Raw genomic sequence first — 25225 nt, 5'->3', positions numbered from 1 at the left:
GAAAGCCGGTGATCGCCTTTCACATCCTTGACATCCGTCAAGCGAGCCTCCAGCTATTCGGCGGCAACGGGCTGTCTTGCCAGCTGACATTGCGACCAAAGCGAATGAAGCGCGCAGACCAGTCGGTCGACATCCCCGGATGTGTGAACCGGCGACGGGGTAATCCGCAGCCTCTCCGTTCCCTTTGGAACGGTCGGGTAGTTGATCGGCTGGATGTAGATGCCGAATTCCTCCAGGAGCGTGTCCGACAGGAATTTGCACTTGGCCGGATTGCCGACGATCACCGGTATGATGTGGCTGGGATTGTCGACATGTGGAATGCCGAGCGTATCGAGACGCCGCCGAACCTTGGCGACGATGGCCTTGTGGGCATCCCGTTCCACCGAACTTTCCTTCAGATGCCTGATAGACGCCGTTGCGGCCGCCGCGATGGCGGGGGGAAGGGCTGTGGTGAAGATGAAGCCGCTGGCAAAACTGCGCACGAAATCGCAAAGTTCGACAGACGCTGCGATATATCCGCCGACAACGCCGAAGGCCTTGCCAAGGGTGCCCTCGATGACGGTCAGGCGGTCCATCACGCCTTCCTGCTCTGCGATACCGCCACCGCGCGGCCCATAAAGGCCCACGGCATGGACCTCGTCCAGATAGGTCATGGCGCCAAATCGGTCTGCAAGATCGCAGATCTGCGAAATCGGCGCGATATCCCCATCCATGGAGTAGACGCTTTCAAAAGCGATCAGTTTCGGCTTTGCCGGGTCGGCAGCCCGCAATTTGGCTTCCAGGTCTTCCAGGTCGTTGTGTTTCCAGATCACCTTTTCGGCGCGCGAGTGGCGTATTCCCTCGATCATCGAGGCGTGGTTCAGGCTGTCGGAAAAAACGATGCAGTCGGGGATCTGCGAGGCGAGCGTACCGAGCGCCGCCCAGTTGGAGACGTAACCGGATGTAAACACCAGGGCGGCTTCCTTGCCATGCAGATCGGCGAGTTCGGCTTCCAGCAGCACGTGATCGTGTGTCGTGCCGGAAATGTTTCTGGTTCCGCCAGCCCCGGCTCCGCAGCGGTCGACCGCCTCGTGCAGGGCTGCCAGAACCTTAGGGTGCTGCCCCATGCCGAGGTAATCGTTCGAGCACCAGATGGCGACATCTTTGGTGCTCTCTCCGCTGGTCCACTTCGCTTCCGGAAAATTGCCGCGTTTACGCTGAAGGTCGATGAAGACGCGGTAGTTTCCATCATGCTTCAGGTCTGCAAGACGGCTTTTGAAAAAGGCTTGATAGTCCATGACGTCCCCGCTTTCTCAAGTGTCCGGTAGACGCTAGTTGCGGGGCGGGGCAGGCTGAATGACAATAGTCAAGAAAGGCAAGAATCCGTCGATGGTCCGCGCTTGCTATTGTGCAAAGTCACTAGGTCGGGCTAGACGTTCTTCCATATCACTTGCCCAGGACCTTCATCGATGCCAACCGACCGCCAGCGGAAAATTGCCCAGAACTCCCTGCTTCTGAAAAGCTTCCCGCAGGAGATCCGAGACATGGTGCTCGGCATGTCGAGCTGGCGGACATATGACCGCGGTGAGACGTTGTTCCTGCATGGTGAGACAGCCCAGGCAATCCACATCGTGATGGACGGCTGGGTCAAGCTTTACCGGATCGCGCCCAATGGAGGCGAAGCGGTCGTGAATGTCTTTGCCAAGGGCGAAAGCTTCGGTGAAGCGGTCGCGTTCCGCGGGCTTGCCTATCCGGTTTCGGCGGAAGCGGTAACCGCCTGCGAAGTGATGCGCATACCCAGCACGGCCATCCTGGAAGCCATGCGCAAGGACCCGGACATTGCCGTGTCGGTTGTGGCATCGACCTTCATTCACCTGCATTCTCTCGTTTCGCAGCTGGAACAGTTGAAGGCGCAAACCGGACCGCAAAGGGTTGCCGAGTTCTTGCTGGAATTGTGCGAGCAGGAAAGCGGTAGCTGCGAGGTAACCCTGCCTTACGACAAGTTCCTGATCGCCGGCCGTCTCGGCATGAAGCCGGAAAGCCTGTCGCGGTCTTTTGCGCGGTTGAAATCTGCTGGGGTCCGGATCAATCGAAATCATGCGGAAATCAAGGATATCGAGCGGCTTCGGGCCTTCTCCGAAGAAGATCCGGTGGATGCCTGGACCAAGGGGTGACCATGATGAAACTGGACATTGCCTTGACGGCCATCGACACCGCGAACGCCGCCGACCCCAACCAGGAAGACGGCAAGCCTGCGGCTCTTCTATATGGGCAACGGATGAGCGAAGAGCTGGAACGGCTCTACCCGGAGGCGACCGATCCGTTGAAGATTGCGGCCAGGGGCCAGCACATCGAGCGCTGGATCACACCGCGTCAGTCCTACCCGGACGGCAAGGCCGGCTATCACGCCTGGCGCCGGGATCAGGCCCGTCACCACGCGGACCGGGTCGGTGAAATCATGGCCAGCGCGGGCTATTCACCGGAGGAGATCGAGGCGGCGGCGAAGATGCTGCGCAAGGAAGGCCTCAAGCGGGACGCTGACGTGCAGGCGCTGGAAAACGTGATCTGTTTTGTGTTCCTGAAATGGTATTTCGCGCCATTTGCCGCCAAGCACGAGGACGGCAAGGTGCTCGATATCGTGCAGAAAACGGCACGGAAGATGTCGGAGGAGGGACGGGCCCGGGTGCTTGCCGAATTCGATCTTCCAAAGCAGCTTGCCGAAGCTTTCAGGGACTGAGCCCCGGTGCCACGTAAAGCACCAGCAACAGCAGGCAAAAGAACCCGATCACCCAGCTGAAGCCTGACAGCCAGGCAGGCGCCTGCCACAACCCGAGATATCGGGACAGGATGATCCGTGCCTTGATGAAGGCCAGCAGCAACAGCAGTCCGCCGAAAAGAGCCGGACTGAAATGACCGGTTCCGCCTGTAGTCACCAGAACGGTAGCGGCCGACAGGCCCAATAGCGCAATCCACGCAAGCGTGACGGAGGGAAGGGTCATCGTTCGCTATCCCAGGACATAGATCACCGGAAACAGCAGAACCCAGATGAGATCGACCATATGCCAGAAGGCGGTGCCTGTTTCGATGGTACGTGGTTCGTCTTTCCAGGCAACCAGACCCAGCACAACGATACCGGCAAGCACATGAGCCGCGTGAAATCCGGTGAGCAGGTAGTAGAAGGTGAAGAAGGGGTGGGTCTCCGTGGAGATCCCTTGCTCTATCTTGACCGTATATTCCTGTATCTTGATGGCGAGGAACAAGCCGCCGAGGGCCATGGCACCAATCAGGTGAAAACGCGCCGCGGTGCGTTTCATCGCAAGCCGAAGCTCCAGGCTTCTGGCCGCCAGAAAACCACTGGTGATCAGAACGATCGTATTGATGCCCGCAAGCGCCGGGTCGAGATGAGCTCTTGCGGCAGCAAATCCTGCCGGATCGGATATTCGCACGCCCATGAAGGCGGCAAGACCGGCACCGAACACCAGCAATTCACTGACGATGAGCACCCACATCATCAGTTCCCCGGGCAACTCGTCGAGGATGCCGGCGTCGCCGTCTTGATCCGGCTTCGGTGACGGAGCGTGCATCAGCGGCTCTAGCCTCCGACAATCTGGCGGTAGATCTGCGGCAAGGCCTGTGTCAGCCGATCGGGATGCGGGATAACGGCAAAGCCGCCTTGACCAAACAACCGCGGAAACCAGGACTTGGCCGACTTGTCGATGGTGACGCCAAAGACGGATTGGCCTGCCCGCCGGGCTTCCCGAACTGCCATCCTGGTGTCTTCGATGCCGTGCCGCCCCTCGTAGTGATCGAGATCGTTCGGCTTGCCGTCCGTGATCACCAGAAGGAGCTTGCGCTTGCGCGACTGCGCTGCCAGGTCGGCGGATACATGACGAATGGCTGCGCCCAGACGGGTGTAGAAGCCGGGTCGCAGCGTTCCGATCCTCTGTTCGACAAGAGCACTCATCGGTTCATGGAACCCCTTGCAGGACTGCAGGTACACCCGCTGCCGTTTCAGGGATGAAAAGGCAGTGATGGCGAAATCATCGCCGCAGGCGTTCAGACCCCAGGCCAAAGCTGTCAGGGCTTCCCGTTCGATATCGATCACGGCGCGTCCGGTGACGGCGCTCTCGGTCGAGCGGGAAACGTCGAGCAGGATGGAAACCGCAAGATCACGCGCTTCCGGACGGGTCTGCAGCCAGATTCGTTCCGAGCCGGTGCCGCCTGCAATCCGTTCGGCTTCAGAGCGCACGGCTGCATCAAGATCCAGTCCGTCGCCTTCCAGGTGTCCACGTGTTGTCACCCGGCCCGGGCGGAGGGCCTCGAACTGCTTCTTCACCGAGCGGATGCGCCGTTTGGCCCGCTCGTCCATGCCGGCGGATCCCTTTTCAGGATCCGCTTCCGCGGTGCTGGTCAAAACGCAGACGTGGTCTGCCAGATAGCGGCCGCTGCGCGTGTCCCATTCCGGGTAGAGATGCCGTCCGGACAGTCTTTCGCGGTCCACATCCTCCGGGGCGAGATCAAGATGCAGCTTCAGACGGGTTGCCGGTGCCTTGGAGATTTGCCCAAGGCCGATCTCGTCCTGATCGTCTGCCGCTTTCTTGGCGCTGTCGTGGTCGTCGTCATCGACACGCCGATTGAGATTGAGAAACTCCGCCCAACTCAGAATGGCTTCAAACTTGTGGAGGATCAGACTGTCCTTGCGTTCCGCTTGATCTGCCTTGCGTCTGCGGGCGCGCACGGTCTTGCCGGTCGCTTCCTCGGGCGGGCCGTCTGTCTCGCGGCTGTCGACTTCGTCTCCCGCTGAAAACACGACCTCTCTGAGATCCGGCCAAAGCGGCACAGGCCGGAAAGGGCGGTATCCGCGTGGGGCAGTTATCTCCTCGAACGAATTCCGGTGAACCCGCTCCTGAAGTTCCAGGACATCGCGGGGAGGAAGCGTGGGGTCTCCCAGCATTTGACGCACAAGCCTGTCGACCCTTGCTTCCATGTCCGGCAGCGGGGCCTGTGGTCTTGCTGCCAGCACCTGCTGGCAGAGTGCGCTGTATAGATCCCGCAAGCCGGGAGCGTGTTCGAGCGTGTCTCGAACCATCGCGGAAATCGCCCTGAGCGCTTGAAGATCGGCGCGGAGCGGATCCGTTTCGGCGATATGGGTTGGTGCATGGGCCGCAAGGGCCGTCAGCCAGACATAGAGTGCTGCATTTGCCTCCCGCAGCGGGAACACCGCAAGACTGGCCGGCAATCTCAGGATTTCGCCGTCGAAGCTGGTCCGTGTCACGGTTTCGGCTTCCGTGCCGAGCCGCCTCAGAAATCCGAGGCGATGGCGGGAAACCTCCTGGGCGACTGGGCGGAGCTCGACACTGTGAGCTCCGCCCAATCCCCGGAAAAGGACAGCAAGCCGCCCGCCGACCTCATCGAGGCCGACCGCGGCTCCATGATGCACCTCGGGTGCACCCAGGCGGCTTGCAAACGCGTGCCACAGTTTCCCGACAGTTTCCTCGGGTTCCCATGGCTCGATGTCGATCTTGCCCATCGGTCTGGCCTCACCCAAACACGGCCGTGACAAGATCAAGGAGCCCGCGTTTCACGTCTTCATCGTCGGTCAGCGGTTCGATCATTGCAGCTTCGATCGCCCGTCCGACAGGCATGCCCTGGGCAATCAGCGTTGCCGCATAGACGACCAGACGGGTCGACACGCCTTCTTCGAGATCCTGGCCTTTCAGCGCCCTGAGTTTCCCGGCCAGACGTACCAGCGAGGCGGTCCGGTCGTGATCAAGGCCGCTTTCCTCGCAAACCACTTCCGTTTCCAGATCCGCCGGCGGGAAATCGAATTCAAGTGACAGGAACCGCTGGCGGGTGGATGGTTTCAGGGTCTTCAGGATGTTCTGGTAACCGGGGTTGTAGGATGCAACGAGCATGAAGCCGGGTGAGGCCATCAGCTCTTCTCCGGTTCTGTCGATCGGCAGGGTCCTGCGATCATCCGTGAGGGGATGAAGGACGACCGTCACATCCTTGCGCGCTTCCACAACCTCGTCGAGATAGCAGATTGCGCCTTCCCTGACGGCCCGTGTCAGCGGTCCGTCCACCCAGACGGTCTCGCCGCCCTTGAGAAGATACCGGCCTATCAGATCGGCGGCGGCAAGGTCGTCATGACAGGCGACCGTGTAAAGCTTGCGGCCGAGCCTTGCCGCCATATGGGCGACGAACCGGGTCTTGCCGCAGCCGGTTGGCCCTTTCAGCAGAACCGGCAGGCCGTTCCGGTGCGCGGCTTCGAAGACATCGCATTCGTCGCCTTGCGAGAGGTAGAAGGGGGCAGATGCCGCCCCCTTTTCCATGGAGACTGTAGCGTCCATATCCATCACTCCGCGGGGGCGCCGGCTGCTTCACCGGGCTGGATGACTTCGCGGCGTGGCATTGCAACTGCGTAGATGAACAGGATGGCGCCGAGGACGAAGGCAGCACCGGCCCCAAAGCGCATCCAGTAGAACACGGCCAGCTGGTCCTGAACGTCCATGTAGTATTCGCCCATGACACGCTGCAGGTGGGTTTGCACCGTTCCGGCGAACGTCAGCACGAAGGTCATGAAGGACATGCCACCGGCCATCAGCCAGAAGGACGCCATGTTGAGCACCTGGTTGTAGGGATCCCGGCCGCGCAGAAGCGGCATGGCGTAGGTGATGATCGCCAGGTTCAGGGAAACATAGGCGCCGAAGAAGGCCAGGTGTCCGTGGGCAGCGGTGATCTGCGTGCCGTGGGTGTAGTAGTTCACGCCATGAAGGGTATGCAGGAAGCCCCAGACTCCGGCACCGAAGAAGGCAAGCGTTGCGCAACCGAGCGACCACAGCAGCGCGGCCTTGTTGGGGTGGTCCCGCCGGCCCTTCCAGACCATCACGAAGGCAAAGGCCATCATGGCGAAGAAGGGGATCACCTCCAGCGAGGAGAAGATCGAGCCGATCCACTGCCAGTATCCGGGTGTCCCGATCCAGTAGTAATGGTGGCCGGTGCCGAGGATGCCGGAGAAAAGCGCGGCGGCAACGATGACGTAGAGCCATTTCTCGATGACTTCGCGGTCGACGCCGGTCAGCTTCAGCATCAGGTAGGCGAGGACCGAGGCCATGATCAGTTCCCAGACACCTTCGACCCACAGGTGCACGACGTTCCACCAGTACTGCTTGTCGAGCGAGAGGTTGCTTGGATTGTAGAAGCTGAACAGGAACAGGAGCGCCAGGCCCCACAGGCCCAGAAGCAGGATGTTGGTGATCGCGGTTTTCTTGCCCTTCAGCACTGTCATGGTGATGTTGAACAGGAAGATGAGGGCGGCAACAACGATGCCCACCTTGACCCATTTGGGCTGTTCGATGAACTCGCGGCCTTCCTTGCCCAGCAGCCAGTTGCCTTCAAACAGGTTGAAGACATAGGTGAGAACCACACCCAATGTGCCGACCACCAGAATGATGAGCTGCAGATAGGCGAGCTTGGTGGAATGGATTTCCCGTTCCGCTTCTTCCGGGATCAGGAAGTAGGCGGAGCCCATGAAGCCGAGCAGCAGCCAGACGATCAGGCTGTTTGTGTGCAGCATCCGCACGATGTTGAAGGGAAGCAGCTCCGACAGAAAGTTCGGCGCGACATAGATGTAGCCGGCGAGCAACCCGCCCAGAACCTGGACGGCGAACAGGCCGAGCGCCACGGCGAAATACGCCAGCGCAACCTTTTGAGATTGGTATTTCATCTTGGGTTTCCTCAGCGTTCAAAATCAGCCGGCGTCGTTCGGCGGCCAGTCCTGGGCGTCGATCTTGTCTGTCCAGATCAGGAAGTTCGAGAGATCGCGGATCTCTTCGTCCGTCAGGTGGAACTGCGGCATCTGTCGGCGACCTTCGATGCCGGAAGGCTGGGATTCCATCCAGCCCTTGAGGGTCTCGAATGCCAGGTCAGGATCGTCCAGCACACCCCAACGGGTCATCACGTTGCCGACTTCGGGGGCGAAATACGCACCCTCGCCGAGGATCGTGTGACAGTTGATGCAGGCCTTGTCCTCCCAGACCCGTTTGCCTGCGGCAACGCTTTCGGTCAGCGTTTCCGCATTCGTCGATGTGCTGGTGATGTAAAGGTGGCTGTGCGCCGACAGCCCCACAAAGATGATGATGAAAAAAAGCGACCCGCCATAGAATATGTTTCGGGCCATGCTTTTGGTCATGACTTCGCGCATAGCGCGCTCCTTTCCCCGGAGTTGATCCTGCCGGGAGGGTGCCAGCGCGCAGCCGCATTTCCTTAACCAAAGTCAAGTGGACCGGAAAGCGGTGCCGAAGACAGTGAAATTCATTGCAATGGGATCGACGCCTTCGCCGATGTTGCCGTGAAGTGTATGCTCCCCTGCGACAATTGTGTCGTCTTGCAGGCGGTAAACTCGTAAATATCTCAATAAAAACTAGCGCTTATGACGGTCGTGTTTTGCCGGTTTTCCCGACGGACATGGCTGAACAAACCTGCCTGAAAATTTCAAGTTAACGAAAGTCAAGGAAGCAGACCCTGCCTGCGCGCACCGTCCGATTGCCTCACCAGTCGAACGGAGACTAATCATGATCTCGACACGAGCCATTCGGAGAAATGCGCTGCTGATGAGTGTGGCTTTCACACTCGGATTGTCGGCAGTTGGCGTTTCTGCCCAGGATAAGCCGGCGGACCACGGCAGTGGTCCTTCAGCTGCCTATGAGCCTAGCATGTCAACTCTCGGCCAGCTGAAGGTCGAGATTCCGGGGCGCAAGGAAGGCGATCCCGTGATGACGCCTGAAGAATATCAGAATGCAAACCAGATCTATTTCGAACGCTGCGCCGGTTGCCACGGCGTGCTGCGCAAGGGTGCGACCGGCAAGCCGCTGACCACGGATATCACCCGGGAAAACGGCTACGAATATCTGCGCGACTTCATCACCTACGGATCGCCCGCCGGTATGCCGAACTGGGGGACCTCGGGTGAATTGACCGAGGAACAGGTCGACATGATGGCGCGCTATATCCTGCTGGAACCGGCGTCACCGCCAGAGTTCGGCATGGACGAAATGCGCAAGAGCTGGAAGGTGCTGGTTGCACCGGAAGACCGTCCGAAAGAAAAGTTGAACGATATCGACATCGACAACCTCTTCTCGGTCACCCTGCGTGACAGCGGCCAGGTCGCCCTTATCGACGGTGAAACCTATGCCATCCATGCGGTGATCAACACCGGTTACGCGGTTCACATTTCGCGTATTTCCGCCTCCGGTCGCTATCTCTACGTGATCGGGCGCGATGCGCTTGTGAACATGATCGACCTTTGGATGGAAGAACCGGCAACAGTGGCGCAGATCAAGGTCGGCACCGAAGCCCGCTCCATCGAAACATCGAAAATGAAGGGATGGGAAGACAAGTATGCGATCGCCGGTTCTTACTGGCCGCCGCAATATGTGATCATGGACGGCGACACGCTGGAGCCGCTCAAGATCAAGTCGACTCGTGGCATGGTCTACGACGACCAGACTTATCATCCCGAGCCGCGCGTCGCCTCCATCGTGGCATCGCACTACAATCCGGAATTCATCGTCAACGTGAAGGAAACCGGCAAGATCCTGCTGGTCGACTACTCGGACATCAAGAACCTGAAGACGACCGAGATCGAAGCCGAACGCTTCCTGCATGATGGCGGGTTCGACAGCACCAAGCGTTACTTCCTCGTGGCTGCCAATGCCCGCGGCAAGGTCGCGGTCGTCGACACCAAGGAAGGCAAGCTGACGGCCCTTCTTGAAACGGGTGGTCAGACACCTCATCCGGGGCGTGGTGCCAACCTGATCCACCCGAAATACGGACCGGTCTGGGTAACTTCGCACCTCGGCGATGAAACCGTCGCCCTGATCGGGACGGATCCGGAAGGCCATCCGGACAGTGCCTGGAAGGTCGTGCAGACCCTCTATGGTCTCGGCGGGGGCTCGCTCTTCGTCAAGTCCCATCCGAAGTCGAACCATCTCTACGTGGATGCACCCTTGAACCCGGACGCGGAAGTCTCGGGCGCGATCGCTGTGTTCAACGTCGACGACCTGACCCAGGAAGAACCTGAATACAAGGTTCTGCCGATTGTCGAATGGGCGGATGTCGGCGAAGGCCAGCCGCGTGTCGTTCAGGGTGAGTTCGACCAGGCGGGCGAGGAAATCTGGTTCTCCGTCTGGAACGCCAAGGACAAGGAAAGCGCGATCGTCGTCGTTGACGACAAGACGCTCGAGCTGAAGCACGTCATCAAGGACGAACGGCTGATCACTCCGACCGGCAAGTTCAATGTCTTCAACACGCGCGCCGACGTCTACTGACGTCCCGCCGGGAGAGGCGGAATTCCGCCTCTCCCGTTTCTTTCTTCCATGCCGCCTGCAGGAGCAAACGATGAAACAGTCAGGGAAGGTCTATCTGATCGGTGCGGGACCCGGAGACCCGGAGCTTCTGACGCTCAAGGCCCTGCGAATGCTCCAGGAAGCGGATGCGGTCGTTTTCGATCGTCTGGTTTCACCTGAAATCCTGTCGTTGGCTCCGTCCGGTGCCCTGCAGGTGCCTGTTGGAAAATCGCCCGACAATCATCCCGTTCCTCAGGAGAGGATCAACGAGATCCTTGAAGAACTGGCGCTGGAAGGCTTGACCGTCGCCCGCCTGAAAGGCGGCGATCCACTGATCTTCGGTCGCGGTTCGGAAGAAGCCGAACATCTTTTGTCACGCGGCATCGCGGTCGAATATGCGCCCGGCATTACCGCTGCCCAGGGGGCTGCCTGCGTAACAGGTGTGCCGCTCACCCATCGTGGTCTGGCAACCGGCGTCCGCTATGTGACCGGACACCGGCAGGCAAACGGCGTTCTCGACCTCGATTGGAAAAGTCTCGCCTGCGAGGACACCACGCTGGTCGTCTACATGGGGGTTGCCAACATCGGGCAGATTGCCCTGCGCCTGATTGCCGAAGGACTGAGCGGGACAACCCCTGTACTTGCCATCGCCAACGCGACGACACCGCGTGAAACCAGGCTCTATTCGGAACTCGACAGGATCGCGATCGATATCCGCGACGCCAGGTTCAAGGCGCCGGTGCTGTTTGTTGTCGGCAAGGTCGTGACCCTGAGTGCCGAATGGCCGGCAGCCACCCTGGACGCCATGCTCAATGCCGTGGACAGCGGCACAGCCGGAAGGCTGGTCCATGCTTAAGACGCTGCTCACCATTGCCTTTTGTCTTCTGGCCATCACAAGCCTCGCGCTTGCCGAGGAACAGGAAACGCCTGCGGCATTGGTCAACCTGGTGCGACAGGACTGCGGCTCGTGTCACGGCATGACACTGAAAGGTGGCCTTGGACCGGACATCCGGCCGGATGCCCTCGGTCATTACGATATCGACACCCTGTCCACGGTGGTTCTGGACGGCATCCCGAAAACGGCAATGCCTCCCTGGCGTCCGATCCTGAGCGAGGCCGACGCGAGGAAAATTGCCGAATATCTTTTGAAGGGAGACACGAAATGAAGTGGCTATATGGAGCCGTTCTAGCAGCCATGTTGACCGGCAATGTCCAGGCGCAGTCGGTCGTTGCCACCGGCGATCTCGGTCTTGTGGTTGAACGGGCGAGCGGGTCGCTGTTGCTGGTCGATCAGTCCGACCGTGCCTCCCTGGCACGGATAGAAGGGCTTGGCGACCTTTCCCATGCAAGCCTGGTCTATTCACCGGACGAACGTTTCGCCTATGTCTTCGGCCGCGATGGCGGCCTTTCCAAGGTCGACCTTGTCGAGAAACGGATAGCCAAGCGGGTGATTCAATCCGGAAACGCCATCGGTGGGGCCATCTCGGACGACGGCTCACTGGTCGCGGTTTCCAACTATGAGCCCGGCGGTGTGCGTATCTTCGACGCTCAGACGCTGGAGATGGTTGCAGATATTCCGACCGGGTCGAAGACAATCGGTCTTGTCGATGCGCCCGGCAAAAGCTTTGTCTTCACTTTGTGGGATGCAGGCGAAACCTGGATCGCGGACCTCAATTCGGAGGAACCGAAGATCACCAGGATTACCGGCATGGGCACCAACCCCTATGATGCTCTGATCACCGGTGACGGCCGTCTCTACATCACAGGCCTGTTTGGCGAAGACGGATTGACCGCGCTCGACCTGTGGCAGGAAGATCCCGAACCAATTCGCGTTTTGCCCGGATATGGCCGCGGGGAAGCGGAGCTACCGGTCTACAAGATGCCGCATCTGGAAGGCTGGGCACGCGCGGGCCAGGAGTTTGTCCTGCCTGCCGTCGGGCACCACGAGGTTCTGTGGGTCGATGGTGAAACGCTCGCCGAAACCGGACGCACCAGTACCCATGGTCAGCCGGTCTTTGCCATGGCGCGGCCTGATGGCCGCCAGGTCTGGGTAAACTTCGCACATCCGCTCAATGACACCATCCAGGTGATCGATACAGTCACAAAGCAGGTCGTTCACGAATTCAAACCCGGCCCTGCCGTACTGCACATGGAATTCACGCCACGCGGTAACGAGGTCTGGGTTTCCGTACGTGATGCCGGCAAGGTCATGATCTACGACACCCGGACCTTCGAGAAGACAGGCGAAATCGACGCCGAAAGCCCATCCGGCATCTTCTTTACAGCCCGGGCACACAGGACGGGGTTGTGAGCCATGACAAGCCTCATCGATCCCATTGACCTGACCCTGCTCGACAACTGGCAACGGGACTTCCCGTTGGTGCCGAGACCATTCGAAATCATTGCAGCGGGAACGAACTGCTCCGAAGGTGACGTTATCGGGCGGCTGCAGGATATGGCCGCGACCGGCCGGATCACGCGTGTTGGTGCCACCTGTGCACCCAACACGGTTTCGGCAAGCACATTGGCGGCCATGTCGGTGCCACACGATCGCATCGAGGCCGTTGCCGGGATCGTCGGCGCTCAGCCGGGTATCAATCATTCCTATCTACGGGAGAATTACCGGAACCTCTGGTTCGTTGCCACTGGCCCGGACCGGGAGCATGTCAACGGGGTTCTGGACACAATTCGAGACCAGACACAGCTTGCCGTACTGGATCTCCCGATCGTCCGTCCGTTCAATATAGACCTAGGCTTCAGCTTGAACGGCGGCCTGGGCCGGCCACCAGTGCCCCGGCCGGTCCGGTTGGAGCGACTGCAGGAGGGAGACGATGACCTCCTGCAGGCTCTGACCACAGGACTACCGATCATACAGCGTCCCTACCTGCGTATCGCAGAACACCTCGGCCGAACGGAAGAGGACGTTCTGGAACGGATTGGAAGGCTGCTTGACGCCGGTATCATTTCCCGCTTCGGCGTGATTGTACGTCATCGCGCCCTTGGTTGGCGCGCGAATGCCATGGTTGTCTGGGATATCGAACCGGAAAGGATCGCCTCGGCGGGCCCGGCGCTTGCTGCGCATCCGGGGGTGACCCTGTGTTACGAACGCAGGCCCGTGGCAGGCGTGTGGCCCTATCGGCTTTACTGCATGATTCACGGCCGGAGCCGGTCGCAGGCACTGGATGTTCTCATTCAGGCATCGCGCCTGCCGGAAGTGGCGGGCGTCAGACACGACGTTCTCTTTTCCACCCGTTGCTTCAAGCAGACCGGGGCGCTGATCTCTCGTCAGGGAGTTGCGGCATGACCCGGAAACTGTCTCCTCTTGAGCGGACCTTGATCAATCGTCTGCAGGACGATCTGCCGCTGGTTCCGCATCCCTTTCAGGAATTGGCGCAGGAACTGGGCCTGAGTGAAGAAGAGGTTGCCGGGCACATCCGGACCTTGCGCGACGACGGCCTGCTGACACGGTTCGGACCCTTCTTCGATGCGGAAGCCCTTGGCGGTGCCTTTTGCCTTTGTGCCATCGCGGTACCGCCAGCGCGTTTCGAAGACGTCTTAACCAAAGTCAATGCCTACCCTGAAGTCGCCCATAACTATGAACGGGACCACAAGCTCAACATGTGGTTCGTCCTGGCAACGGAAAGTCAGGCCGCAATTTCGGCAACTGCCGAAGCAATCGAACGCGACACTGGCTTGCCGGTGCTGCTGTTTCCGAAGGAACGCGAGTTTTTCATAGGCTTTCGGGTGAACGCATGACCTTGACCCCACAGGACCGAACGATCGTCGAAGCCACACAGGCCGGATTGCCTCTGGTCACCAGACCCTTTGCCGTGGTTGCGGAAAGCCTGGGACTGAGCGAAGCGGAGCTGATCGACCGCCTGAAGCAGCTGAAGGCGCAAGGTGTCATCCGGCGTATCGGGGCCGCCCCAAATCATTACCGGCTCGGCATGACAGCCAACGGAATGACCGTCTGGGATGTCGATGACGCAGTGGTCGACAGTCTCGGCGAAAAGGTCGGCGCCTTGCCGTTCGTCACGCATTGTTACCGCCGTCCGCGGGCACTGCCCGACTGGCCTTACAACCTCTTTGCCATGGTTCATGGAGAAACCCGCGAGGAAGTTATTGCAAAGCGGGCGGAGATTTCCAGTCTGCTGGGCAAGGCCTGCCGTGCCGGTGACATCCTGTTTTCAACGCGCATCTTGAAAAAGACCGGCATGCGCCTTCGCGGCAAGGAGGGCTGAACGATGTTCCGCCTCTCGGAATACATGCACCAGATCGTGGAGCCGACACCTGTCAGGACGCGCCGCGGCACCGGTGCGGTCAAACCGGTGGTGATCTGGAACCTGACCCGGCGCTGTAACCTGAAATGCCGCCATTGCTACACTGTGTCGGCAGACGTCGATTTTCCAGGCGAGTTGACCCACGACCAGGCCATGGCGACCCTGGAGGACCTTGGACACTTCGGCATTCCCGCCCTGATCCTGTCCGGGGGCGAACCGCTGGACCGGAAAGACCTCTTTGAGATTGCCGGGCGCGCCAGAAGCCTTGTGCGCATGCTGGCTCTGTCGACCAACGGCACCAGGCTGCATGGCGAGACTGCCGACAAGGTCGCCGAGATCGGTTTCGATTATGTGGGCATTTCCATTGACGGGATCGGGGCCACGAACGACTGGTTTCGTGGCGTCGAGGGCGCTTTCCAATCTGCCCTGCGGGGCGTTCGCGAATGCAAGTCACGCGGCATCAAGGTCGGATTGCGCTTCACTCTGACCGAGGGCAACCACGAAAGCCTGCCGGATCTTCTGCGTCTGTGCGACGATGAAGGTGTCGACAAGTTCTATCTGTCCCATCTCGTCTATGCCGGCAGGGGCGACAAGCACCGCGGCGAAGATGCCGAGCACAAGCGCTCCAGATGGGCAATGGACATTCTGATGGACCGTGCATGGCAAGGTGTCAGCGGTGGCCGGCCACTCGATATCGTAACCGGCAACAATGATGCCGACGCGGTTTACTTTCTGGAATGGGTACAGCGGATCTTTGGTCCGGAGACGGCAGCCCAAGTGCGCGGTCATCTTGCGGCCTGGGGAGGCAATTCCTCCGGTCTCGGTGTCGCCAACATCGACACCCTCGGCAACGTGCATCCGGATACCTACTGGTCTGACTACACCATCGGCAGCGTGAAATCCGTTCCGTTCTCCGAACTCTGGACCGGTGAGGACCCCATGCTGGCCCGGCTCAGAACAAGGCCGCGTCCGCTAAAGGGACGCTGCGGTGCCTGTGCCTTCAAGGACGTGTGCGGCGGCAATACCCGTATCCGCGCACTGCAACTGACTGGCGACCCCTGGGCCGAAGACCCTGCCTGTTATCTCAATGACGACCAAATCGGGCTTGCTGGCCCTGGCGGCGAGCGCCTGGCTGTGACCCCGTTCCGAGGAAAACGCCATGATCCGGCTCACCGCTTCGCTTAGCGCACTCCTTCTGATGACCTCGCTTTCGGTTGCAGGCCCCGCGCAGGACTACGCAGACAACTGCCAGGACTGCCATGGAGCTGGCCGTCTTGGTGGTGTCGGACCGGCACTGATCCCGGAGACCCTCGGCCGCATGCGCGGACCGGATCTGGATGCTGTCATTCGAGACGGCCGCAAGGCGACGCAGATGCCGGCATTCGCCGATATTCTAGGTGCCAATCAGATCGAGGCCCTGGCCGCTTTCCTGAAGGAACCGCTGAGTGACGTTCCGGACTGGAACGAAATGGATATTGCCGCCAGCCAGGTGATCAACGAGGACTATCAGCTGGTCGAAAAACCGCTCTGGCAGGCCGATCCGATGAACATCACCCTTGTCGTCGAAACAGGTGATCATCACGTGAGTGTTCTTGACGGCGATACCTTCGAGACACTCGACAGGTTCGCAACGCCGTTTGCGGTCCATGGCGGGCCAAAATTCTCGCCGGACGGGCGCTATGTCTTCATCATGTCGCGCGACGGCTGGGTCCAGAAATACGATCTCTACGCGCTTCAGGAAGTTGGCCGGGTGCGGGCAGGACTCAACAGCCGCAACATTGCCATGAGCCATGACGGCAAGTGGCTGGCGGTTGCCAACTATCTGCCGATGACGCTGACGATCCTGTCGACCGAGGACCTTTCGGTCGCAACCGTGATGGATGTGACGGCCAAGGACGGCACGGCCAGTCGCGTTTCGGCGGTCTATCAGGCTCCCAACCGCAAGAGCTTCATCCTTGCCTTGAAGGATGCCCCGGAAATCTGGGAAGTAGCGACCGATCCGGAAGCCGACCCGGTCTACGAAGGCTTCGTGCACAGCCGGGAAAAAGGCATGGTCGAAGCTTTGCCTTCGTCCGTCGGTCTCTTCGCCCGCCGCCGGATCCTGACGGCAGAACCGCTTGACGATTTCTTTTTCGATGATGACTACCGGCATCTCGTCGGAGCGTCGCGCGACGGCGCGCGCGGTGTCGTGGTCAACCTGAATGTCGGACGTGAAATCGCTGAACTGCCGCTGGAAGGCATGCCGCATCTCGGGTCCGGTATCAGCTGGGAGCGGGATGGCCGCAGGGTCATGGCGACCCCGCATCTGAAAGAAGGCAAGCTGTCGGTCATCGACACCGAAACCTGGAAGCAGATCGCGACAATCAAGACCGACGGTCCCGGCTTCTTCCTGCGCAGTCACGAGAACACGCCCTATTTCTGGGCCGATGTCTTCTTCGGTCCGAACAAGGACGAAATTCATGTGATCGACAAGGAAAGCCTGGAAATCGTCAAGACCTTGAAGCCCGTCGAAGGCGCGACGGTTGCCCATGTCGAATTCACGAAAGATGGCCGCTATGCCCTTGTCTCCGTCTGGGAGGACGACGGTGCGGTGATTGTCTACGACGCCAGCACGCTGGAAGAGATCCGGCGCCTGCCCATGCGAAAACCTTCGGGGAAGTACAATGTCTGGAACAAGATCACCTTTTCGGAAGGAACGAGCCATTGAGGCGATCCTCGTCTCGCACGGCCAGCCGTCGCACCCGCAGGCAGGTGAAGCGTATTTGCGCGCACTTGCGCAGCAGGTCCGCGCATTCCTACCCGGCTGGTCCATCCGCTCGGCCACGCTGGCGGCGCCTGGCGCTCTTGATCGGGCCCTGGGCCTTGCCGGGCCTGAACCGCTTGTTTTTCCGGTTTTCATGGCCGAAGGCTGGTTCACGCAGACCGCTCTGACAGGCAGGCTGAAAGGGACGGGCGCCCGGCAGCTGCCTGCCCTCGGCATTCATCCCGAGTTGCCACGGTTGACGGCGCATTTTCTGGAAATGACGGCAGAAAGGACCCACTGGAACGCGTCCGGCTATGAACTGCTGCTGGCAGCCCATGGGTCGGCAACCTGCCGGTCGACCGCGCAAAGCACCGTCCGCTTTGCGGCTGGTCTTGCCGAATGGTTGCCGGAAAGACCGATCCGGCTGGGCTTCCTGGAAGAAGCACCCTTCCTGGAACAAACGGCTACAAGTTGCGGCATGAGAACGGTCTTGTTGCCCCTGTTTGCCGGAAACGGGCACCATGTGACCCAGGACATTCCGGAAGCTCTCGACAAGGCCGGGTTCGAGGGACTGCGCCTTGCTCCGCTGATCGAGGCGCCTTTCGTACCCAAACTCATCGCCTGCGCGCTGGAGAGCGCCAATCGGAAGGAACTGGCGGCGTGACCCGGATCGAAACCGGCTGGCCGGTGCGCAAACTTGCGATCGTGCTTTATCCGTTCACGGCCGCTGCCGTTGCCATCAATCTCTTCATGCTCAGCCTGATGGGGCAGGCCATCGGCTTGCCGGCCTTGTCGCCGATCGTGTCGATCTGGATCAGCTTGCCACTCGGCATCCCGGCGACATGGCTTGCAGCAAAGTGGGTGCGGCGACTGATGGACGAAGCAGATGGAAAACTGCCACCGGCAGATTGACACACTCGTAAACGGGAAACGGACCATGTTGATACAAAGGGACCTGCGTCGAGGAACTGGCCTGCGCATGGCTGGTGCCGCCGCCGCTGTTTTCGGTGTCATGACAGTCGTGAGCGGTGGAACGGTTCTCTTTGGTGGCGATCAGCTATCCAGATTGGCTGGCAACGTCGTCTCGTTTGTCCTGTGGTTCAATTTCCTGGCGGGCTTTGCATATGTAATGACCGGCATCGGCCTCTGGTTCGCCAGAGGGTGGGCTCGCTGGATGGCCATCGCGATTCTGATCGGGACCGCGGTCGTCTTATGTGCATTCCTTGTGTATGTGTCCCAGGGTGGGCCTCATGAAACGCGCACTCTCGTGGCATTGATCTTCAGAACGGGCTTCTGGGCGATCGTTACCTCGACCGCCCTGCGCGCCGCAATCCGCTGACAGACGCGTTCCTCAAGCCCTCAGCCACCCTGTCGAACCATCGCGGCGCACCACGAAGGCGCTGGTTGCCGTAAAGTCGGTAAGGGCTCTGCCAAGGCGGTTCTCTTCAAGCACCAATGCGGCCGTGGACAGGCCATCGGCGAGAGCTGCGGCCGGAGCTATGACGCTGGCGCCATCTACTGCACCCGCAACCGGCAGGCCGGTTCGCGGATCGATGATGTGCGAGCGCCGGCCGGCTTGATCGAAGGTCGTTCCGAGCCGCGCGGAACTGGCGACTGCGGCGTTCGTCAATCTGATCCTGGTTTTCGCCTCTGTGCGTTCGGCCACTGGCTGCAAGGTCACTGGCCAGCCACGGTGAGCGCCTGCGTCAAGAGCAGGTTCTTCATCCGGCCCGCCTCTGGTGACGATCTCACCGAGATCGACCACCATGTTCGTGCATCCCTCCACGGCTAGCAGGGCCGTCACCCTGTCGGTGATGTAACCTTGGGCAATGCCGTTGAAGGACATGGACATGCCTTCTTGAGCAAAGCGGATCTCGCCCGGGCCATAAACGACGTGTCCGAAGCCTGTGCGACTTCGGGCAGCCGCAAGATCCTCGCCGGTGTCGCCGGACGCCTGCCTGGCATAATAGGCCCACAAAGGTTGAATGGTCGGGTCGAAGGCCCCTTCAGTCGCGGCATGAAGCCTGTCGCACAAGCCAAGCAGATCGACCATTTCCAGAGAAGGCGCCGAAAGCCGTCCGTTGGCGTTCAGCCGGACCAGCTCGCTGTCCGGTTGGTAGAGACTGAAGATCGCTTCCAGCCTGCGGATTTCCGCTTCCACCTTGCTGAACAGGCGTTTCGCTTCGCTTGCGCTTTCATGCAGGATATCGATCTCGGCCCCAGCCCCGAGCGCAATGCCGTGCCAGCGGTACAATTGGGCCTGTCCACCTGCCATTGCGGCACCCGCCGGCAAAGCAAGACCAGTAACACCGGCGGCGCAGATCCGCAGGAAACGCCTGCGGTTCATGGGTGGTTGATTGATGGTTGCATGTGTCATTGCGCAGCCCCGTGTTTTGCAGACATGGGGACCGAGGTGGCGGCGGATACATCGACGGCTCCCAGAACGTAGTCGGTCGGGATGTCTTCAGCGCGGACGACGCGGCCCTTGTTGTCCCGTGCGAAGGCGTCCGCTCCGGCCTGCGTACCAAAGGGAATTGCTTCCGGGGCGCCCATGCCGCCTGCCACGTCGCTGCCGATGACAAACCAGGCCCCATCCAGATCGATCCAGTTGTCGGTACCCGGCTGGGTCCAGCTTTCTGCCTGCTCCATGTCATTGACATAAACGGCAGCAATATCCTTTGGCTCCTCGGGAGAACGCAGGAAGGCAACCGCATCGCGGACCTGTGTGAACCAGAGCGGATTGGGATTTCCTGCCAGATGGATCTGCGCCTTGGGGCCGTCATGTTCCAGAACGGTCATCTGGCAGTAGTGACCAGCCGCCTCCGGTGTCAGATGCACGGCATCGGGTTTGGCAATCTGAACCTCTTCCTGGCAGGCAGCCAGGACCCCGAGCATGAATATCGAAATGAGCGCGCGTTTCATGGCGCAATCCTTTTTATCAGAAGAGCGGAGCCGGCCATGGCCAGGCCGGCAAATACGGCCAGGGAGCCAAGGGCGAGCAAGGGGTCGAAGGGCAGCGTGTCTGCCACCCCGGCCATGCCGCCCACCAGATCGCTTGCGCCGAGGGCGGCCAGGTTGAACAGGCGGAAGGCGTCGGCCGGGTTGAGCAGGATGGCGTAGGGGAAAACGTCGGACGCAAAGACACCGCTTGGGTTTGCGACCAGCGCGCCAAGCAGCGCAAGGTCATACAGGACGACCAACATTAGCCACACGGCAACTGAAGCCGCCGCCGCAGTGCGCGACTGGCGTGTCAGTGAACTCAGAACGTAGCCCGTGGCGAGAAAGCAGACGCCGAGCAGGATCGAGGTTGCGATCAGACGCGCAAAATCCGCAAGGCCCGAGAGGGAGCCGAAACCCGCTGCCACAAGCAACCCGGCGGTCAGACCGTAGCCGACAACCAGTGCGAATGCCAGAACCAGCGTGTGGCCGACGGCCTTGCCGATCAGGAATTCGACACGGGAGATCGGGCAGGACAGCGTCATCAGCAAAGTACCGCGTTCGATCTCGCCGCAGATGGCGTCGAATGCGAGCAACAGCGCGATGAGCGGCACGAGATAGACCGACAGACTGGCCAGAGAGGCAACGGTAATGGTCAGGCGGTCGACGCCGAGCGTTCCCGCTGGTGCCGAGCCGAGCAGGGCGAGCGCCAGCGAGAACACGGCGAGGATCATCGCTGCAAGCAGGATCCACCTGTTGCGGATTCCAATTCGGATTTCTTGTCCTGCTACGGTGAGGATTCTGGAGAACATGGTTCAGGCCTCCTTGCCAGCGGTGCTGGAAAAATACCGGTAGACGTCGTCAAGGCTCGGCGCGTGCACATCGACATCCTCAACCAGGTTGCCGAGTGCGCTGATTGCCGAAAGGGCTTTGACCTTATCGTCCGCGTTGCAGTTGAATTCGACCGAACGTCCGTTCATCTGCCCGCCGCCGAGGCTTTCGGAGACATGGGCAAGATCTTCGGGCCTGGTCCAGACCTTCAGCCTGATCGGCAGCCCTGCCTGGGCGCGCAGGCGGCTCAACACATCGTCGGCAACGAGCCGGCCTTTCGACAGGATCAGGATCCGGTCTGTCCGGGCCTCCAGCTCGGTGAGGGCGTGAGACGACAGCAGCACCGTCGTTCCCTGACCGGCGATTTCACCGATCAGTTCATAGACCGTCTGCCGGGAGATCGGATCAAGGCCTGTCGTCGGTTCGTCGAGCAGGATCAACCGAGGTCTCCCGACAAGAGCCTGGGCAAGACCAAGGCGTTGACGCATGCCCTTGGAATAGGTGCCGACCCGCCGTTTTGCAGCCTCCGCCAGGCCAACCCTTTCGAGCAGCGGCAAGGCCCTGGCCGGGCTTTCGCCTTTCAGTCTCGCGTAGAAGGTCAGCACTTCCTTGCCGGTGAGCGAGGCGGGAAAGGCGACTGATTCCGGCAGATAGGCCGTGCCGACACGGGCATCGTGACTGCCGGGGGCAGCTCCCATGACGGCGACGTCTCCATGGTCGCGCTTCAGAAACCCGAGCACGATCTTGAACAGTGTGGTCTTGCCGGCGCCGTTGTGCCCGAGCATGGCAACCCGTTCACCTGCGTTCAGGGAAAAAGACACGTCATCGACGGCCTTGTGCCCGGAAAAGGTCTTGCAGACGCCGTCCACGCGGAGGGTCGGTGCAGAAAGGGACGTTTCGGTCATCCTTGAACTCCCGAATTCGGTGTCGCCCGCACCGGCGGATGCATCAGTGGGGCGTTATCGACGATGCCGCCTGGCAGCAGCGCCGGAAATTGAGATTGGGTCCACCGCAGCAACTGAACAGCCGGACTGCCGACCAGAAGCTTGGCGGAAGGTTGGGTCCAGAGGACCTGGTCGACCATGTCGTTGGGCCGGTAGGCGGTGTCGGCAATGCCGTCGCCGTTCATGTCGAAGGCCGGGTGGTCGCTCCAGTAGTTGCCGCGCCCGTCCGTGCTCCAGTCAAGCTGGCGGCTGCCGACGTATTTCACCTGGGTCTTGTTGGCGATGAAGGCATTGCCCTTGAAGGCGTTGTTCGCAGAACCCGCGGTGAAGTGAACACCGATGGGGCAGCCTTCGAAGCTGTTGTCTGTCACCGTGTTCTTGTTGGCGTTGTACATGAACAGGCACTTCTCGCCGCCGCCTTCAACCTGGTTGCCGGAAATCTCGGCGTGATTGGCGTAGTTGAGCATGAGGCCGTGATTGCGGTCGCCGATCGAGACGTTGTTGCGTACCTTCAGCCGGTCGGAAAACATCAGCGCGTAGCCGATGTCGTTGCCTTCAGAAACGTTGTTCTCGAGGACACCGTTGTTGCCGTGCATGTAATGAACGGCAAAACGCAGGTCTTCGAACCGGTTGTTGCGGAAGGTGTCCTTGGGACTGGTGTTGACGAAGATGCCGTCGCGGCCGTAGCGGATCGTGTTGTATTCCGCCAGAAGATCAGGCGCGTTCCAGACGTAGATGCCGTTGCCGCGCTCGTTCATGCGCAGGTCCTGACGGCCTTCGATGAGATTGTTCGAAACTGTTGCGTTGCGCGCACCATGAACATCGACACCTGTCAGGTTGTCGAGGATCCGGTTGTCACGCACGATGGCGCGATGCGCGGTCTTGGACAGCTTGACGCCTGCATCCAGCGTTTCCTGCGACAGGCCGGAACCGGTCAGTTCCAACCCTTCCACGACACTGTCCGGCGCGTTGATGGTGACGACGCTACCTGTGCCGTTGCCGGCAATGCCAGCCTTGCCCGCTCCATTCAGCGTCAAGGGTTTGTCGAGAACCACGGGGCCCTCATGCTTGCCGGGTGCAAGCCGGAGAATGTCCCCGGCCTGCGCTTGTTGAAGAACCTGCTGCAAGGCGCCCTTTTCGGCTGGTACCTGCCATTCTTCCGCCTGTAGCGGACCGCAGACGGCCAGGCTCGCCACAGCAGCGGTGGAAAGGGCCAGTGATCTGAAAAAGGCGCGGTGCATGGCTTAGGCGTTCCTCGGTTCCACGAACATCCGGCCGCGCATTTCCATGTGCAGCGCATGGCAGAACCACTGGCAATAGTACCAATGGACGCCCGGGCGTTCGGCAACAAAGGTGACCGACGCGGTCGCCTGCGGACCAACTTCCATGGCGATGCCATAGTTGGACAGGCAGAAGCCATGGGTCAGGTCATCGATATCATCGATGTTGGTGACGTAGATGGTGACTTCGTCGCCCTGCTTTACCGTGAACTTCTCGAGGCTGAATGTCGGCGCGACCGAGTGCATGTAGACACGCACCTTGTTGCCGTCGCGGATGACATCTGCGGCATATTCCAGCTCGACGCCGTCGGCGGCTGCCTGTTTCTTGGCATCGTCAAACCAGGGATGGTTGCGATCCCAGACAGTTGCCGGATTCAGCTTCGACGCATGCACGATGATGCTGTCATGCGGCTCGGCGAACGTCGGCCCGTCGTGAACCACCTTCATGTCGTCGGTGGAAATGTCGATGAGCTGTTCGTTCTCCGGTTTCAGCGGACCGACGTTCAGGAACCGGTCCTTGGAGAACTTGTTCATCGAGATCAGCCATTTGCCGTCCGCTTCCGCGGTTTCACCCATGGACGTGGAGTTGTGGCCCGGCTGATAATGCACATCGACCTTCGAGATGATCGGATCGACTTCTTCGCCCGCATAGGCGCGGATGGCCTTGTCGACGTTCCATTTCACGATCTGGCTGTCGAGGAACAGGGTCGTGAATGCGTTGCCCTTGCCGTCGAAAGCCGTGTGGAGCGGGCCAAGGCCGAGCTGAGGTTCGGCGACAACAGCCGAGCGTGGATCGGCATTGTCAGAGAAGAGCGCGTCGACCTTGGTCACGTCGATCACCGTGCAGGTGGGTGACAGCTTGCCGTTGATGACGATGTGCTTCTTGTCCGGTGCCGCGTTGCAGCCGTGCGGGCTGTTCGGAACCGGGATATAGCGGGTGAACTGGGAGTTGGCTTCTTTCCGGCCGTCGACGATCGGCACACCGTTGAGTTCCCGGTAGTTGCCCGCAGCGACGGCTTCCTCGATCGCCTTGATGTTGAAGACGACGCAATGGTCCAGTTCGCTCTCGGTCATTTCGGCAAGGTTCATGCCCATTTCCGAGTTGTAGCTGGTCGAAAAGGCGTATTTGCCCTGGTAGTCGGCGTCGCAGTTATCGAGGTTGCCCGATACGATCACTTGCCAGGCGACCTTCATCTCGTCACCGTCGATGGCGGTGAACAGGCAGGAATACTGGGACGGATCGTCCAGGATCTTGCCGTCGTTGACCAGCGGAGCTTCATGCTCGCCATTGGCAAAGACATAGCCGGTGCGCGGATATTTCTGCGGCCGCATGCCGTGGATGTCGTGTGCGTTCGGGATCTCGATGATCTTGTCGCACTTCATCGTGGTGCAATCGATGCGGGCCACGCGCGTGTTCGCCTTGTCGTTGGCGAAGATGTAACGACCGTCGTAGGTGCCGTCGGTGAAGGACATATGCGGATGGTGCAGATCGCCGTTGTCATAGGTGACCTTGCCCTGCGCCGCGAGATACGCCTTGGTTTCCGGCAGCAGACCTTCCGTCAGGATCTTGAGGGACTCGTTGGTCTGGCCCCAGCCGGTTGCCGAGCAACGGTTGAACACCGGAACACGCATCAGTTCGCGCATGGACGGGAAACCGAGAATGCGCAACTCGCCGCTTTGGCCGGACGACCAGAAGCCGTAATATTCGTCGAGTTCACCCGGTGCGAGTTCGAACTTCTGTCCGTCTCCCTGCGCATATGCAAGGTCTGCACCGCTGAGGGCGACTGCGCCCATTCCGGCGACAATGGCGGTCTTGGCTGATCCGCCCAACAGATCCCGGCGGGACACGCCGCGCTGTTCTTGAGAGTCCTTCATGGCTGATCTC

27 protein-coding genes are annotated in these 25225 nt (G+C 60.3%); 14 read left to right on the top strand and 13 right to left on the bottom strand.

All coding sequences use genetic code 11. The annotated features are described in order from the left end of the window. Positions 1–53: 53 nt before the first annotated feature. Positions 54–1277, bottom strand: a complete 1224-nt coding sequence (gene hemA / locus HCG46_RS24565; RefSeq protein ID WP_152507807.1) for a 5-aminolevulinate synthase — start codon at positions 1275–1277, stop codon at positions 54–56. A gap of 171 nt (positions 1278–1448) precedes the next feature. Here hemA and HCG46_RS24560 point away from each other — a divergent pair, with 171 nt between their 5' ends. Both HCG46_RS24560 and HCG46_RS24555 read left to right on the top strand, forming a co-directional pair. Then, positions 1449–2153, top strand: a complete 705-nt coding sequence (locus tag HCG46_RS24560) for a Crp/Fnr family transcriptional regulator (protein WP_023001484.1) — start codon at positions 1449–1451, stop codon at positions 2151–2153. A 2-nt stretch (positions 2154–2155) separates the two neighbouring features. Continuing rightward, positions 2156–2716: a DUF4202 domain-containing protein gene (locus HCG46_RS24555; protein ID WP_209009613.1), complete on the top strand. Its 561-nt coding sequence runs from the start codon at positions 2156–2158 to the stop codon at positions 2714–2716. Here the strand turns inward: HCG46_RS24555 and HCG46_RS24550 are convergent. The 6 genes from HCG46_RS24550 to HCG46_RS24525 are packed head-to-tail and all read right to left on the bottom strand — an operon-like array spanning position 2706 to position 8182. Further along, entirely contained in the window at positions 2706–2978 is a 273-nt protein-coding gene (locus HCG46_RS24550; RefSeq protein WP_023001482.1) for a hypothetical protein, read from the bottom strand. The genes HCG46_RS24555 and HCG46_RS24550 overlap by 11 nt on opposite strands. Positions 2979–2984: 6 nt before the next feature. After that, entirely contained in the window at positions 2985–3563 is a 579-nt protein-coding gene (locus tag HCG46_RS24545; protein ID WP_168687712.1) for a cytochrome c oxidase subunit 3 family protein, read from the bottom strand. A gap of 8 nt (positions 3564–3571) precedes the next feature. Beyond that, positions 3572–5509, bottom strand: a complete 1938-nt coding sequence (locus tag HCG46_RS24540; protein WP_168687711.1) for a VWA domain-containing protein — start codon at positions 5507–5509, stop codon at positions 3572–3574. Positions 5510–5519: 10 nt separating this feature from the next. Then, positions 5520–6335: a CbbQ/NirQ/NorQ/GpvN family protein gene (locus HCG46_RS24535; RefSeq protein ID WP_168687710.1), complete on the bottom strand. Its 816-nt coding sequence runs from the start codon at positions 6333–6335 to the stop codon at positions 5520–5522. Next, positions 6335–7705: a cbb3-type cytochrome c oxidase subunit I gene (locus HCG46_RS24530; protein ID WP_075281799.1), complete on the bottom strand. Its 1371-nt coding sequence runs from the start codon at positions 7703–7705 to the stop codon at positions 6335–6337. The genes HCG46_RS24535 and HCG46_RS24530 overlap by 1 nt, the downstream gene beginning before the upstream one ends. 24 nt (positions 7706–7729) lie before the next feature. Continuing rightward, complete coding sequence (locus tag HCG46_RS24525; RefSeq protein ID WP_023001477.1) at positions 7730–8182, bottom strand: cytochrome c; 453 nt, start codon at positions 8180–8182, stop codon at positions 7730–7732. Positions 8183–8693: 511 nt separating this feature from the next. On the opposite strand from HCG46_RS24525, the gene HCG46_RS24520 reads away from it, so the two are divergent. The 12 genes from HCG46_RS24520 to HCG46_RS24465 all read left to right on the top strand — a co-directional run bounded on the left by HCG46_RS24520 (position 8694) and on the right by HCG46_RS24465 (position 18687). Next, the gene (locus HCG46_RS24520; RefSeq protein WP_286185513.1) at positions 8694–10307 is read left to right on the top strand and encodes a nitrite reductase; all 1614 of its coding nucleotides are present in this window, start codon (positions 8694–8696) and stop codon (positions 10305–10307) included. Between the two features lie 70 nt (positions 10308–10377). Beyond that, positions 10378–11181, top strand: coding sequence for a uroporphyrinogen-III C-methyltransferase (gene cobA / locus HCG46_RS24515; RefSeq protein ID WP_168687709.1), 804 nt, complete (start codon positions 10378–10380; stop codon positions 11179–11181). Then, positions 11174–11491, top strand: coding sequence for a cytochrome c (locus HCG46_RS24510; protein ID WP_023001474.1), 318 nt, complete (start codon positions 11174–11176; stop codon positions 11489–11491). The genes cobA and HCG46_RS24510 overlap by 8 nt, the downstream gene beginning before the upstream one ends. Continuing rightward, positions 11488–12636: a cytochrome D1 domain-containing protein gene (locus HCG46_RS24505; protein WP_168687708.1), complete on the top strand. Its 1149-nt coding sequence runs from the start codon at positions 11488–11490 to the stop codon at positions 12634–12636. Before HCG46_RS24510 ends, HCG46_RS24505 begins: the two co-directional genes overlap by 4 nt. Before the next feature lie 3 nt (positions 12637–12639). Beyond that, on the top strand, positions 12640–13629 hold the full coding sequence (locus HCG46_RS24500; protein WP_168687707.1) for an Lrp/AsnC family transcriptional regulator: 990 nt from the start codon (positions 12640–12642) through the stop codon (positions 13627–13629). Beyond that, positions 13626–14081: an Lrp/AsnC family transcriptional regulator gene (locus HCG46_RS24495; protein WP_152507814.1), complete on the top strand. Its 456-nt coding sequence runs from the start codon at positions 13626–13628 to the stop codon at positions 14079–14081. Before HCG46_RS24500 ends, HCG46_RS24495 begins: the two co-directional genes overlap by 4 nt. After that, entirely contained in the window at positions 14078–14566 is a 489-nt protein-coding gene (locus tag HCG46_RS24490; RefSeq protein WP_023001470.1) for an Lrp/AsnC family transcriptional regulator, read from the top strand. Before HCG46_RS24495 ends, HCG46_RS24490 begins: the two co-directional genes overlap by 4 nt. 3 nt (positions 14567–14569) lie before the next feature. After that, the gene (nirJ, locus tag HCG46_RS24485) at positions 14570–15790 is read left to right on the top strand and encodes a heme d1 biosynthesis radical SAM protein NirJ (protein ID WP_168687706.1); all 1221 of its coding nucleotides are present in this window, start codon (positions 14570–14572) and stop codon (positions 15788–15790) included. Then, complete coding sequence (locus tag HCG46_RS24480; RefSeq protein ID WP_168687705.1) at positions 15765–17312, top strand: nitrite reductase; 1548 nt, start codon at positions 15765–15767, stop codon at positions 17310–17312. The genes nirJ and HCG46_RS24480 overlap by 26 nt, the downstream gene beginning before the upstream one ends. Continuing rightward, entirely contained in the window at positions 17269–18012 is a 744-nt protein-coding gene (locus tag HCG46_RS28640; RefSeq protein WP_168687704.1) for a CbiX/SirB N-terminal domain-containing protein, read from the top strand. The genes HCG46_RS24480 and HCG46_RS28640 overlap by 44 nt, the downstream gene beginning before the upstream one ends. Next, positions 18009–18260 carry a hypothetical protein gene (locus HCG46_RS24470; RefSeq protein WP_023001466.1) on the top strand — a complete coding sequence of 84 codons (252 nt, stop codon included), beginning with the start codon at positions 18009–18011 and terminating at the stop codon, positions 18258–18260. The genes HCG46_RS28640 and HCG46_RS24470 overlap by 4 nt, the downstream gene beginning before the upstream one ends. 25 nt (positions 18261–18285) lie before the next feature. Next, positions 18286–18687, top strand: coding sequence for a hypothetical protein (locus HCG46_RS24465; RefSeq protein ID WP_286185512.1), 402 nt, complete (start codon positions 18286–18288; stop codon positions 18685–18687). A 12-nt stretch (positions 18688–18699) separates the two neighbouring features. Here the strand turns inward: HCG46_RS24465 and HCG46_RS24460 are convergent, their stop codons facing one another. From HCG46_RS24460 to nosZ, 6 genes are read right to left on the bottom strand one after another with little or no spacing between them, the layout of a single operon-like run. Next, positions 18700–19725, bottom strand: coding sequence for an FAD:protein FMN transferase (locus HCG46_RS24460; RefSeq protein WP_209009611.1), 1026 nt, complete (start codon positions 19723–19725; stop codon positions 18700–18702). Continuing rightward, positions 19722–20270 (bottom strand): nitrous oxide reductase accessory protein NosL, encoded by a 549-nt coding sequence (locus HCG46_RS24455; protein WP_168687703.1) that lies wholly within the window; start codon positions 20268–20270, stop codon positions 19722–19724. The genes HCG46_RS24460 and HCG46_RS24455 overlap by 4 nt, the downstream gene beginning before the upstream one ends. Continuing rightward, on the bottom strand, positions 20267–21097 hold the full coding sequence (locus HCG46_RS24450) for an ABC transporter permease subunit (RefSeq protein WP_168687702.1): 831 nt from the start codon (positions 21095–21097) through the stop codon (positions 20267–20269). The genes HCG46_RS24455 and HCG46_RS24450 overlap by 4 nt, the downstream gene beginning before the upstream one ends. Positions 21098–21100: 3 nt before the next feature. Then, the gene (locus tag HCG46_RS24445) at positions 21101–22021 is read right to left on the bottom strand and encodes an ABC transporter ATP-binding protein (protein ID WP_168687701.1); all 921 of its coding nucleotides are present in this window, start codon (positions 22019–22021) and stop codon (positions 21101–21103) included. Next, positions 22018–23301, bottom strand: coding sequence for a nitrous oxide reductase family maturation protein NosD (locus HCG46_RS24440; protein ID WP_205838671.1), 1284 nt, complete (start codon positions 23299–23301; stop codon positions 22018–22020). The genes HCG46_RS24445 and HCG46_RS24440 overlap by 4 nt, the downstream gene beginning before the upstream one ends. A 3-nt stretch (positions 23302–23304) precedes the next feature. After that, positions 23305–25215, bottom strand: coding sequence for a TAT-dependent nitrous-oxide reductase (gene nosZ, locus HCG46_RS24435; protein WP_168687700.1), 1911 nt, complete (start codon positions 25213–25215; stop codon positions 23305–23307). Positions 25216–25225 lie beyond the last annotated feature (10 nt).

Origin of the sequence: Labrenzia sp. PO1 (assembly GCF_012273635.1) — a bacterium.
In the GTDB taxonomy this organism is placed as follows: Bacteria; Pseudomonadota; Alphaproteobacteria; order Rhizobiales; family Stappiaceae; genus Roseibium; species Roseibium algicola.
Note: the sequence above shows the minus strand (reverse complement) of the source record. Positions and strands in the feature narration are given on the sequence as shown.

Coding starts and splice junctions, on each gene's coding strand:
- hemA (WP_152507807.1), bottom strand. CDS start 1,277: ATGGACTATCAAGCCTTTTTCAAAAGCCGTCTTGCAGACCTGAAGCAT.
- HCG46_RS24560 (WP_023001484.1), top strand. CDS start 1,449: ATGCCAACCGACCGCCAGCGGAAAATTGCCCAGAACTCCCTGCTTCTG.
- HCG46_RS24555 (WP_209009613.1), top strand. CDS start 2,156: ATGATGAAACTGGACATTGCCTTGACGGCCATCGACACCGCGAACGCC.
- HCG46_RS24550 (WP_023001482.1), bottom strand. CDS start 2,978: ATGACCCTTCCCTCCGTCACGCTTGCGTGGATTGCGCTATTGGGCCTG.
- HCG46_RS24545 (WP_168687712.1), bottom strand. CDS start 3,563: ATGCACGCTCCGTCACCGAAGCCGGATCAAGACGGCGACGCCGGCATC.
- HCG46_RS24540 (WP_168687711.1), bottom strand. CDS start 5,509: ATGGGCAAGATCGACATCGAGCCATGGGAACCCGAGGAAACTGTCGGG.
- HCG46_RS24535 (WP_168687710.1), bottom strand. CDS start 6,335: ATGGATATGGACGCTACAGTCTCCATGGAAAAGGGGGCGGCATCTGCC.
- HCG46_RS24530 (WP_075281799.1), bottom strand. CDS start 7,705: ATGAAATACCAATCTCAAAAGGTTGCGCTGGCGTATTTCGCCGTGGCG.
- HCG46_RS24525 (WP_023001477.1), bottom strand. CDS start 8,182: ATGCGCGAAGTCATGACCAAAAGCATGGCCCGAAACATATTCTATGGC.
- HCG46_RS24520 (WP_286185513.1), top strand. CDS start 8,694: ATGTCAACTCTCGGCCAGCTGAAGGTCGAGATTCCGGGGCGCAAGGAA.
- cobA (WP_168687709.1), top strand. CDS start 10,378: ATGAAACAGTCAGGGAAGGTCTATCTGATCGGTGCGGGACCCGGAGAC.
- HCG46_RS24510 (WP_023001474.1), top strand. CDS start 11,174: ATGCTTAAGACGCTGCTCACCATTGCCTTTTGTCTTCTGGCCATCACA.
- HCG46_RS24505 (WP_168687708.1), top strand. CDS start 11,488: ATGAAGTGGCTATATGGAGCCGTTCTAGCAGCCATGTTGACCGGCAAT.
- HCG46_RS24500 (WP_168687707.1), top strand. CDS start 12,640: ATGACAAGCCTCATCGATCCCATTGACCTGACCCTGCTCGACAACTGG.
- HCG46_RS24495 (WP_152507814.1), top strand. CDS start 13,626: ATGACCCGGAAACTGTCTCCTCTTGAGCGGACCTTGATCAATCGTCTG.
- HCG46_RS24490 (WP_023001470.1), top strand. CDS start 14,078: ATGACCTTGACCCCACAGGACCGAACGATCGTCGAAGCCACACAGGCC.
- nirJ (WP_168687706.1), top strand. CDS start 14,570: ATGTTCCGCCTCTCGGAATACATGCACCAGATCGTGGAGCCGACACCT.
- HCG46_RS24480 (WP_168687705.1), top strand. CDS start 15,765: ATGATCCGGCTCACCGCTTCGCTTAGCGCACTCCTTCTGATGACCTCG.
- HCG46_RS28640 (WP_168687704.1), top strand. CDS start 17,269: ATGTCTGGAACAAGATCACCTTTTCGGAAGGAACGAGCCATTGAGGCG.
- HCG46_RS24465 (WP_286185512.1), top strand. CDS start 18,286: ATGTTGATACAAAGGGACCTGCGTCGAGGAACTGGCCTGCGCATGGCT.
- HCG46_RS24460 (WP_209009611.1), bottom strand. CDS start 19,725: ATGACACATGCAACCATCAATCAACCACCCATGAACCGCAGGCGTTTC.
- HCG46_RS24455 (WP_168687703.1), bottom strand. CDS start 20,270: ATGAAACGCGCGCTCATTTCGATATTCATGCTCGGGGTCCTGGCTGCC.
- HCG46_RS24450 (WP_168687702.1), bottom strand. CDS start 21,097: ATGTTCTCCAGAATCCTCACCGTAGCAGGACAAGAAATCCGAATTGGA.
- HCG46_RS24445 (WP_168687701.1), bottom strand. CDS start 22,021: ATGACCGAAACGTCCCTTTCTGCACCGACCCTCCGCGTGGACGGCGTC.
- HCG46_RS24440 (WP_205838671.1), bottom strand. CDS start 23,301: ATGCACCGCGCCTTTTTCAGATCACTGGCCCTTTCCACCGCTGCTGTG.
- nosZ (WP_168687700.1), bottom strand. CDS start 25,215: ATGAAGGACTCTCAAGAACAGCGCGGCGTGTCCCGCCGGGATCTGTTG.